The 9,677-nt window shown below is 66.5% G+C and carries 8 protein-coding genes; 1 reads left to right on the top strand and 7 read right to left on the bottom strand.

Going from position 1 to position 9,677, the window contains the following annotated elements:
- Positions 1–119 precede the first annotated feature (119 nt).
- The 4 genes from ABY44_RS09855 to argS all read right to left on the bottom strand — a co-directional run bounded on the left by ABY44_RS09855 (position 120) and on the right by argS (position 4,422).
- Positions 120–893, bottom strand: a complete 774-nt coding sequence (locus tag ABY44_RS09855; protein WP_027789005.1) for an SDR family oxidoreductase — start codon at positions 891–893, stop codon at positions 120–122.
- Between the two features lie 19 nt (positions 894–912).
- The gene (locus ABY44_RS09850; protein ID WP_059492004.1) at positions 913–1,551 is read right to left on the bottom strand and encodes a thiol:disulfide interchange protein DsbA/DsbL; all 639 of its coding nucleotides are present in this window, start codon (positions 1,549–1,551) and stop codon (positions 913–915) included.
- 69 nt (positions 1,552–1,620) lie between these two features.
- Positions 1,621–2,523 carry an SPOR domain-containing protein gene (locus ABY44_RS09845; RefSeq protein ID WP_059695319.1) on the bottom strand — a complete coding sequence of 301 codons (903 nt, stop codon included), beginning with the start codon at positions 2,521–2,523 and terminating at the stop codon, positions 1,621–1,623.
- Positions 2,524–2,640: 117 nt separating this feature from the next.
- Entirely contained in the window at positions 2,641–4,422 is a 1,782-nt protein-coding gene (gene argS, locus ABY44_RS09840; RefSeq protein ID WP_059695321.1) for an arginine--tRNA ligase, read from the bottom strand.
- Positions 4,423–4,622: 200 nt separating this feature from the next.
- On the opposite strand from argS, the gene ABY44_RS09835 reads away from it, so the two are divergent.
- A complete protein-coding gene (locus ABY44_RS09835) occupies positions 4,623–4,946 on the top strand; it encodes a DUF1840 domain-containing protein (protein WP_011353361.1) in 324 nt (107 codons plus the stop codon).
- A 114-nt stretch (positions 4,947–5,060) separates the two neighbouring features.
- Here the strand turns inward: ABY44_RS09835 and metH are convergent, their stop codons facing one another.
- The 3 genes from metH to ABY44_RS09820 all read right to left on the bottom strand — a co-directional run bounded on the left by metH (position 5,061) and on the right by ABY44_RS09820 (position 9,348).
- Positions 5,061–7,778: a methionine synthase gene (gene metH / locus ABY44_RS09830; protein WP_060171940.1), complete on the bottom strand. Its 2,718-nt coding sequence runs from the start codon at positions 7,776–7,778 to the stop codon at positions 5,061–5,063.
- A 42-nt stretch (positions 7,779–7,820) separates the two neighbouring features.
- The gene (locus tag ABY44_RS09825; RefSeq protein ID WP_027789009.1) at positions 7,821–8,888 is read right to left on the bottom strand and encodes a homocysteine S-methyltransferase family protein; all 1,068 of its coding nucleotides are present in this window, start codon (positions 8,886–8,888) and stop codon (positions 7,821–7,823) included.
- Between the two features lie 202 nt (positions 8,889–9,090).
- Positions 9,091–9,348 (bottom strand): BTH_I0359 family protein, encoded by a 258-nt coding sequence (locus ABY44_RS09820; protein WP_006477667.1) that lies wholly within the window; start codon positions 9,346–9,348, stop codon positions 9,091–9,093.
- Positions 9,349–9,677: the final 329 nt, after the last annotated feature.

Below are 9,677 nucleotides of genomic sequence, written 5' to 3'. Positions count from 1 at the left end.
GAAGCGGAGAAGCGGAGAAGCGGAGAAGCGGAGAAGCGGAGAAGCGGAGAAGCGGAGAAGCGGAGAAGCGGAGAAGCGGAGAAGCGGCCCGCGATGCGTCACGCGGGCCGTTTGGCCGATCAGTGCGCGCCGGCCTTCGGCTTGCGCGGCGCCTTCTCGAACAGGCGGTCGTAGAGCCAGCGCGGCAGCACGTGCAGCACCTTCGCGACGACACCCATCTGCCACGGAATCACGCGGAACGCGTGCTGCCGCGCGATCGCCCGGGCCGCACGCGCGGCGAAGCGGTCGGCGTCCATCAGGAACGGCATCCGGTACGGATTGTGCGCGGTCATCGGCGTGCGGATGTAGCCGGGCGCGATCGTCACGACGCCGACGCCGGCCGGCCGCAGCTCGACGCGCAGCGCTTCGAGGTACTTCATCGCGGCCGATTTCGACGCGCTGTACGCGCCGGAGCCCGGCAGCCCGCGCACGCCGGCGACGCTCGCGACACCGACCAGCGTGCCGTGGCGCGCGGCCGTCATCGGGCCGACGAACGGCTCGAACGTCGCGACCATCCCGTAGTAGTTGATGTCCATCACGTCGCGGAACGTCGCGAGATCGCCCTGGCCCGTGACGGCGCCCTGGCTGATGCCTGCATTCGCGATCACGACGTCGGGGCAGCCGTGCGTCGCGATGAACGACGCGGCGGCCGTCGCGAGCGCGTCGGCGTCGCGTACGTCGGCGGAGTAGACGGAGATGGACAGCTTCGGGAAGCGTCGCGCGAACGCGTCGAGGGCATCGGTGCGTCGCGCGACGAGTGCGAGCGTGGCGCCCTGGCGGGCGTATTCCTCGGCCATCGCGAGGCCGAGGCCGCTCGATGCGCCGGTGATGAAGACCTTCAGCGGAGTAGTCATGCCGGCGCGCGGGCGGGGATCAGAGCTTCTTGTCCTGAACCTGCTTCACGAGGAAGTCGAGCACCTGGGCGGTACCCGGGATGCTGTTCGCGTAAGCGGGGCCCGTCTTGTACTTGCCCTGGACGACGACCGTCGGCACGCCGTCGATCGCGTAGTCCTTCAGCAGCTTGGCCGACTGGTTCACTTCGCCCTGCACGCTGAACGAGTTGTACGCGTCCATGAACTGCTTCTTGTCGACGCCCTGCGTGGCCAGGAAGTCGGCCTGCGCCTGCGGCGTCAGCAGGTAGTTCTTCTGCTTGTGGATCGCGTTGAAGATCGCCGGCGTGACCTTCTCGGAGATGCCGAGCGCGGACACCGCGTAGAACAGCTTCGAGTGCGGGACGAAATCGTCACGGAATGCGACCGGGATGCGCTTGAAGTCGATGTTGCTGCCCTGCTTCTTCACCCAGGCCTCGATCGTCGGCTCGAATTCGTAGCAGTGCGGGCAGCCGTACCAGAAGAATTCGATCACCTCGACCTTGCCGGCCGGCGCGGACACCGGCTGCGGCGACTTCATCACCTCGAAGTCCTTGCCGGCGACCGGCGCGGCGGGCGAAGCCTGCGCGAGGCCGGCGGCCAGGCCCAGGGAAAGAAGGAGCGTGCTAAGCAGTTTTTTCATGTTGTGAACGTCGAATCAGTTGCTCGGGTTACGGAACGTAACGGGTTCTGAGTGGGCTCGGCCGGTTGCTTACTGCTTCGTGAAACGGATCACCGCCGTGTCGACACCTGCATCGGACAGGCGCTGGCGGGCCGAGTTCATATCCTCGAACTTCGAGAACGGGCCGACGCGCACGCGGAAGTACGTCACGCCGCTGACATCGCGTTTCGACACCTTCGACTCGAAGCCCTGGAAGCCGAGGCGCGCGCGCTGCTGCTCGGCGTCGCCTTCCGTCTTGTACGCGCCCACCTGCAGGAAGTAGCCGGTATTCGCGTCGTTCGCGGTCGGCGGCTTCGCTGCCGCGGCGGCCGTGGCCGACGAGGTCGGCTTCGGCGTGTTCGCGGCCAGTTGCTGCTGTTGCTGCTTTTGTGCGGCGGCTTGCTGCGCCTGCTTCTGCGCGGCGAAGCGTGCGAGGTCGTCCTCGCCGCCTTGCTGCTGCTGTTGCGCCTGCTGCGTCTTCTTCGGCGGCGGCGTGGTGTCGGCCGGCTTCGGCGCGACGGCGACGCCGTTGCCCGACGACGCATTGTTCGACGCGGTCGTGCCGTTCGAGCTGCCGGTATTGTTCGAGCCGCTCGACCCGTTGGCCGACGGCGGCACTTCGACGATCTGCGGTTCGGGCAGCAGGCCGCCCTGGGTCTGGTTCGCGGCCTGGCCCGGCGCGGTGTTCGGCGGCGCCGGCTGCGCGGCCTGCGGCACCGGCTGGCCGGGCGTCTTGCCCTGCAGCGCGCGGTTCGGATCGAACTGCTGCGGCTGGCTCGCGCCGTTGTCGGCCGGCGGCGGCGCGACCTTCGACACGAACGGCGACGGGGAACGCGTAATGTAGAGCGCCACCACCACCGCGATCGCGAGGCCGACGATCAGGCCCAGCACGATTCCAAGAAATGTCCCTCCGGCTTGTTTCGATTGTTTCGAAGTGCGGCGTGGTTGTGCCATTGCTTGAGTCACCTGCAAAAAGAATCGTGAAAAGGCTGCGGCGGGCGTCCGACGGCGGGCATCCGACGGCGGGCGCTGCCACGGCCATTCGCTGCCCGGTTCGGGCCGCTTGCGTCGTTACATCTTGGCGGGCGCGGACACGCCGAGCACCGCCAGGCCGTTCTCGAGCACCTGCCGGGTCGCGGCGAGCAGCGCGGCGCGCGCATTGCGCGGCGCTTCGTCGTCCACCAGCACGCGCTCCGCATTGTAGAACGAGTGGAATTCACCAGCGAGGTCGCGCAGGTAGAACGCGACCGCGTGCGGCGCCAGCTCGTTCGCCGCGTGCGTGAGCATGTCCGGGTACTCGGCCAGCTTCTGCATCAGCGACGCCGCCTGCGCGCTCGTCAGCTGCGACAGGTCGGCACCCGGCAGCTGCGCGGCGTCGACGTTGTAGCGCGCCTTCAGTTCGTTGAGCACCGAGCAGATCCGCGCATGCGCGTACTGGACGTAATAGACCGGGTTCTCGTCGTTCTGTTTCAGCGCGAGGTCGATGTCGAACACGAACTCGGTATCGGCCTTGCGCGAGATCAGGAAGAACCGCACCGCGTCGCGGCCGCGCGTGATGGTCGCCTCGTCGATCAGGTCGGGCGCCGCTTCCTGGCCCGCCGCCGCGCCGCCCGACCATTCGATCAGGTCGCGCACCGTCACGTAGCTGCCCGCGCGCTTCGAGATTTTCACTTCCTGGCCGTCGCGCATCACGGTGACCATCTTGTGCAGCACGTAGTCGGGGTAACCCTTCGGGATCCCGATGTGCAGGCCCTGCAGGCCGGCGCGCACGCGCGCGATCGTGCCGTGGTGGTCCGAACCCTGGATGTTGATCACCTTCGTGAAGCCGCGCTCCCATTTCGTCACGTGGTATGCGACGTCCGGCACGAAGTACGTGTACGTGCCGTCCGACTTGCGCATCACGCGATCCTTGTCGTCGCCTTCGTCGGTCGTGCGCAGCCACAGCGCGCCGTCCTGTTCGTAGGTCATGCCGGCCTTGATCAGCGCGTCGACCGTCTTCTCGACGCGGCCTTCGCTGTACAGCGACGACTCGAGGTAGTACTGGTCGAACTTCACGCCGAACGCCTGCAGGTCCATGTCCTGCTCGCGGCGCAGGTACGTGACCGCGAACTTGCGGATCGCGTCGAGATCCTCGACGTCGCCCGTGCCCTTGACCGGCTCGCCGTCCGACGCGGCGACCGTTTCGCCTGCCAGGAAGTCGCGTGCGATGTCGGCGATGTATTCGCCGTTGTACGCGGCTTCCGGCCAGCCCGCGTCGCCCGGCTTCAGCCCGCGTGCGCGCGCCTGCGTCGAGATCGCGAGGTTGCCGATCTGCACGCCTGCGTCGTTGTAGTAGAACTCGCGGTGCACCGCGTAGCCCTGGCTCGCGATCACGTTCGCGAGCACGTCGCCGAGCGCGGCCTGGCGGCCGTGGCCGACGTGCAGCGGGCCGGTCGGGTTCGCCGACACGAATTCGAGCAGCACCTGCTTGCCTTTCTCGCGATCCGACGTGCCGAACGCGCGGCCCTGGTCGAACACGGCGGCGATCACCGCCTGCTTCGCGGCGGCCGACAGGCGCAGGTTGATGAAGCCGGGGCCGGCGATCTCGGCGGCGTCGACGAGGCCTTGCGCGCCCGGCTGGGCGGTCAGGGCGGCGACGATCTGCTCGGCGAGCTGGCGCGGGTTCGTGCCGAGCGGCTTGGCGAGCTGCATCGCGACGTTGCACGCGACGTCGCCGTGCGCGGCGACCTTCGGGCGCTCCAGCGTGATGGTCGGGGCGACGAATGCAGCGTCGGCGCCTTTTAGCGCGTGTGCGACCTGCTTGACGCTATCCGCGAGCAGGGCTTCGAGGGTCTGTTTGTGTGCTGGCAGCATGCTGGTAGAAGGCTTCGTTGGTGGCGGCCGGAAACGCCGGCCCGCCGGCGCGCTTTTTAAGCGCGCGTTTCAGGGATCGCAGAATTTTAACAGGTGCTAATATGCCGCTCAGGCGGCCCGCGTCCGCGAGGCCGGACGCCGGTCTGCCGGCGTTCCCCAACCTCGCCGCGCAGGCACAACAAGATGAAAAGGGAATTGTCATGATTACGTTCAAGAGCAAGGCGGCACAGGATCTCGACGTGCTGAAGGATTTCGCCGTGTATGTGCTGGGTCTCGTCGGCAAGCAGCTGGGCGAGCGCGGCGTGATTACGCACGACGAACTGGACCACGCGATCGCCAAGCTGGAAGGCGCCGTTGCGCAGGCGAAGCAGGAGCGCGCCGAGCATGCCGGCCATTTCCACGAGGACGAAGCCGACCACGCGCACCACGAAGTGCCGCCGAGCCTGGCCCAGCGCGTCGCGCCGTTTCTCACGATGCTGCGCGAAGCGAAAGCCGGCGAAGCCGACGTGCACTGGGGCTTCTGAGCGTCCTTGCCCGGCGGTCCGAAAGGATCGAAGGGCAGAAAAAAGCCCGCTTCCGAGCGGGCTTTTTCTTTTGTCTGACGATAGCGGGCGGCGGTGCGTCCGCCGAAGGGCCGGTCAGAGCTGCGGCGCAAGCGCGCGGCGCGCGTCGTCGAGCGACAGCGCCATGCGCTGCGCGTAGTCCTCGAGCTGATCCTGTCCGATTTTCCCGACCGAGAAATACGTGCTGTCCGGATGCGCGAGATAGAAGCCCGACACGCTTGCGGCCGGCAGCATCGCCAGCGAGTCGGTCACGCTCATGCCGATCTCGTCCGCGTGCAGCACGTCGAACATGTCGCGTTTCACGAGGTGGTCGGGGCAGGCCGGATAGCCGGGTGCCGGGCGGATGCCCGCGTACTTTTCCGCGATCAGCGCATCGTTGTCGAGCGTCTCGCCGCTCGCATAACCCCACAGCTCGCGCCGCACGCGCGCGTGCATCGCTTCCGCGAACGCTTCCGCGAAGCGGTCGGCGAGCGCCTTCAGCATGATCGCGCTGTAGTCGTCGTGGTCGGCTTCGAACTGCTTTTCCTTCACGTCGACACCCAGGCCGGCCGTCACCGCGAACATCCCGATGTAGTCGGCGACGCCCGATTCCTTCGGCGCGATGAAGTCGGCGAGCGAGCGGTTCGGCCGCATCACGCCGTCGACCACCGGACGCACGCTCTGCTGGCGCAGGTTGCGCCACGTGAGCAGCACCTCGCTGCGCGACTCGTCGCTGTAGATCTCGATGTCGTCGTCGTTGACGGTATTCGCCGGCAGCAGCGAGATCACGCCGCTCGCGGTCAGCCAGCGTCCCTGGATCAGGCGCGCGAGCATCGATTTCGCGTCGGAGAACACGCGGCGCGCCGATTCGCCGACGATCTCGTCGTTCAGGATCGCCGGGTACGGGCCTGCGAGATCCCAGGTCTGGAAGAACGGGCCCCAGTCGATATAGTTCGCGAGCTCGTTCAGGTCGTAGTTCTTGAACACGCGGCGGCCGATGAACTTCGGCTTCACCGGCTGGTAGCTCGCCCAGTCGACCCGGGTCTTGTTCGCGCGCGCCTCGGCGAGCGTGACCATCGGCTGCGCCTTGCGGTTCGCGTGCTGGTCGCGGATGCGTTCGTAGTCGGACTTCAGTTCGTCGAGGTACTTCGCCGCGCCTTCGTCGGACAGCAGGCTCGATGCGACCGACACCGAGCGCGACGCGTCGGGCACGTAGACCACCGGGCCTTCGTAGTGCGGCGCGATCTTGACGGCCGTGTGCACGCGCGAGGTCGTTGCGCCGCCGATCAGCAGCGGGATCTTCTTCGCGCGGAAGTAGTCGTCGCGCTGCATTTCCGACGCGACGTACGCCATTTCCTCGAGGCTCGGCGTGATGAGGCCCGACAGCCCGATGATGTCCGCGCCCTCGACCTTCGCCTTCGCGAGAATCTCGTTGCACGGGACCATCACGCCCATGTTGACGACTTCGAAGTTGTTGCACTGGAGCACGACCGACACGATGTTCTTGCCGATGTCGTGCACGTCGCCCTTCACGGTCGCGATGACGATCTTGCCCTTCGCGCGCACGTCGCCGCCCGCTTCCGCGAGCAGGCGCTTTTCTTCCTCGATGAACGGGATCAGGTGCGCGACCGCCTGCTTCATCACGCGCGCCGATTTCACGACCTGCGGCAGGAACATCTTGCCCTGGCCGAACAGGTCGCCGACGATGTTCATCCCGTCCATCAGCGGGCCTTCGATCACGTTGATCGGGCGGCCGCCGGCCGCGGCGATCTTCGCGCGGACTTCTTCCGTATCCTCGACGATGAAGTTCGTGATGCCGTGCACGAGCGCATGCGAGAGCCGCTTCTCGACCGGCTGGTTGCGCCACTCGAGGTTCTCTTCCTTCTTCGCGCCGCCCGCCTTGAACTTGTCGGCAATTTCGAGCAGGCGGTCGGTCGAGTCGTCGCGGCGGTTCAGGATCACGTCCTCGACGCGCTCGCGCAGCTCCGCGTCGAGCTCGGCGTACACGCCGAGCTGGCCCGCGTTCACGATGCCCATGTCCATCCCCGCCTGGATCGCGTGGTACAGGAACACGGTGTGGATCGCCTCGCGCACCGGGTCGTTGCCGCGGAACGAGAACGACACGTTCGACACGCCGCCGCTCACCTTCGCATACGGCAGGTTCTGCTTGATCCAGCGGGTCGCCTCGATGAAGTCGACCGCGTAGTTGTTGTGCTCCTCGATGCCGGTCGCGACCGCGAAGATGTTCGGGTCGAAGATGATGTCTTCCGGCGGGAAGCCGCACTGGTTCACGAGCACGTCGTACGAGCGCTTGCAGATCTCGGTCTTGCGCGCGAACGTGTCGGCCTGGCCCTGCTCGTCGAACGCCATCACGACGGCCGCGGCGCCGTAGCGGCGGATCAGCTTCGCATGATGGACGAACGCCTCCTCGCCTTCCTTCAGCGAGATCGAGTTCACGATCGCCTTGCCCTGCACGCACTTCAGGCCCGCCTCGATGACTTCCCACTTCGACGAGTCGATCATGATCGGCACGCGCGCGATGTCCGGTTCCGACGCGATCAGGTTCAGGAAGCGCACCATCGCCGCCTTCGAATCGAGCATCGCCTCGTCCATGTTGATGTCGATCACCTGCGCGCCGTTCTCGACCTGCTGGCGCGCGACGGCGAGCGCCTCGTCGAACTGGCCGTTGAGGATCATGCGTGCGAACGCCTTCGAGCCGGTGACGTTGGTGCGCTCACCGACGTTGATGAAGAGCGTTCCGGACGTGACGTTGAACGGCTCGAGGCCGGCGAGGCGCATCATGTGATCGGTCATGGCGGTGCGAATTCTGGTGATGAAGGGCGTGGGGCGGTCGGGTCAGGCGTTGTCGCTGTACTGGTTCGGCCAGCGGCGCGGCTTCACGTCGGCGAGCGCCTTCGCGATCTCGGCGATGTGTTCGGGTGTCGTGCCGCAGCAGCCGCCCGCGAGGTTCACGAGCCCGGCTTGCGCGAATTCCTTCAGGAGCCCCGACGTGACGTCCGGCGTCTCGTCGAAGCCGGTCTCGGCCATCGGGTTCGGCAGGCCCGCGTTCGGGTAGCACGACACGTAGGTGTCGCACAGCTTCGCGAGCTCGGCGATGTACGGGCGCATCAGCGCCGCGCCGAGCGCGCAGTTCAGGCCGAACGTCAGCGGCTTCGCGTGACGCAGCGAGTTCCAGAACGCCTCGACGGTCTGGCCCGACAGGATCCGGCCCGACGCATCGGTGACGGTGCCCGAGATCATGATCGGCAGGCGCTCGCCGGTGTCCTCGAACAGTTCGTCGAGCGCGAACAGTGCGGCCTTCGCGTTCAGCGTGTCGAAGATCGTCTCGACGAGGAACAGGTCGACGCCGCCGTCGAGCAGCGCTTTCGCCTGCTGGTAGTACGACGCGCGCAGCTCGTCGAACGTGACGTTGCGGGCGCCCGGGTCGTTGACGTCCGGCGAGATGCTGGCCGTTTTCGGCGTCGGCCCGATCGCGCCCGCGACGAAGCGCGGCTTGTCCGGCGTCGCATATTTCGCGGCCGCCTCGCGCGCGAGCTTCGCCGATTCGATGTTCATCTCGACGACGAGATCTTCCATCTCGTAGTCGGCCTGCGCGACGGTCGTCGCACCGAACGTGTTGGTCTCGACGATGTCGGCGCCGGCCGCGAAGTACTGGTCGTGGATCTCGCGGATGATCTGCGGCTGCGTGATCGACAGCAGCTCGTTGTTGCCCTTGATGTCGCGCGGGAAATCCTTGAAGCGCTCGCCGCGATACGCGGCTTCGTCGAGTTTGTAGCGCTGGATCATCGTGCCCATCGCGCCGTCGAGGATCAGGATGCGCGATTTCAGCAGCGCAGGCAGAGCGGCGCCGCGCGTGTAGTGCGCGTCGAGCGGGACGGAAGCGGCGAGAGGAGTCGCAGACATGGGCGAAAGACCGGCGAAGACGGGAAAACCGTCATTGTAGCCGGTGCGCATGGGCGCCGCCCGGCCTTGCGCGGCGCCGGCCGGGCCGCCAAATGAAAACCCCCGCCCGGCGAACCGGGCAGGGGCATGATCGGAGTGCTCGCGGCGCCGCGTCGATGCGCGGCGAATGGCCCGGCCGCGCGAGGCGCCGGGCCGCGGGTCGTCAGTGCAGTACGACGGGCATCATCATCAGGCTGTCGAATTGTCCGAGGAATTCGTCGACTTCATCGAGCGACGGTTCATCTTCGATCAGCTGCTTCACGTGTGCGCGGAATCGTTCGGCAAGTTCGCCGTCGATGAAGATCTCGCGCTGTGCGTTCTTGTCGACGATTTCGTATCCGCCGGCATTCATCAGGTGGTGGCCGGCCTGCGGCGCGAATTCGACGACGCAGTAGTTGGGGCTGTTGTAGATCATTTGCATGGCGGCACTCCTCTTCGCAGTGGCATCTGGCCTTGTTGTCCCCTAGGTGGGGCGAGCCTTGCCGGTTTCAAGGGGCTTGCGCTGCACACCCCGTTCCCGTTTGCGTGGGGTGTATCGGTTAGAAGCCGATGTCTATGAAACGTTTCCCATTGTCGACCGGTGGACTGAAATAGTTGTTAAAGAGTGTCATCGGCGATTTCACGGAAATCTGTAATCGGTCGAAATTGCCGAATCACGCGCATTCGCGCGCGAGTTCACTGTGTGACAGGCGATGTGACAGGCGAAGATGCGGGCGGTGCAGCCGGTTGTGCAGCCGGTGGCGCCGGCGG

This window comes from Burkholderia sp. ZZQ-2 (assembly GCF_050768715.1).
Classification (GTDB): Bacteria; Pseudomonadota; Gammaproteobacteria; order Burkholderiales; family Burkholderiaceae; genus Burkholderia; species Burkholderia cepacia.
The sequence above is the reverse complement of the archived record's forward strand: the minus strand, read 5'-3'. Positions and strand labels throughout refer to the sequence as shown.

Excerpts from the sequence above, each read along its gene's own strand:
- ABY44_RS09855 (WP_027789005.1), bottom strand. The coding sequence starts at position 893 with ATGACTACTCCGCTGAAGGTCTTCATCACCGGCGCATCGAGCGGCCTC.
- ABY44_RS09850 (WP_059492004.1), bottom strand. The coding sequence starts at position 1,551 with ATGAAAAAACTGCTTAGCACGCTCCTTCTTTCCCTGGGCCTGGCCGCC.
- ABY44_RS09845 (WP_059695319.1), bottom strand. The coding sequence starts at position 2,523 with ATGGCACAACCACGCCGCACTTCGAAACAATCGAAACAAGCCGGAGGG.
- argS (WP_059695321.1), bottom strand. The coding sequence starts at position 4,422 with ATGCTGCCAGCACACAAACAGACCCTCGAAGCCCTGCTCGCGGATAGC.
- ABY44_RS09835 (WP_011353361.1), top strand. The coding sequence starts at position 4,623 with ATGATTACGTTCAAGAGCAAGGCGGCACAGGATCTCGACGTGCTGAAG.
- metH (WP_060171940.1), bottom strand. The coding sequence starts at position 7,778 with ATGACCGATCACATGATGCGCCTCGCCGGCCTCGAGCCGTTCAACGTC.
- ABY44_RS09825 (WP_027789009.1), bottom strand. The coding sequence starts at position 8,888 with ATGTCTGCGACTCCTCTCGCCGCTTCCGTCCCGCTCGACGCGCACTAC.
- ABY44_RS09820 (WP_006477667.1), bottom strand. The coding sequence starts at position 9,348 with ATGCAAATGATCTACAACAGCCCCAACTACTGCGTCGTCGAATTCGCG.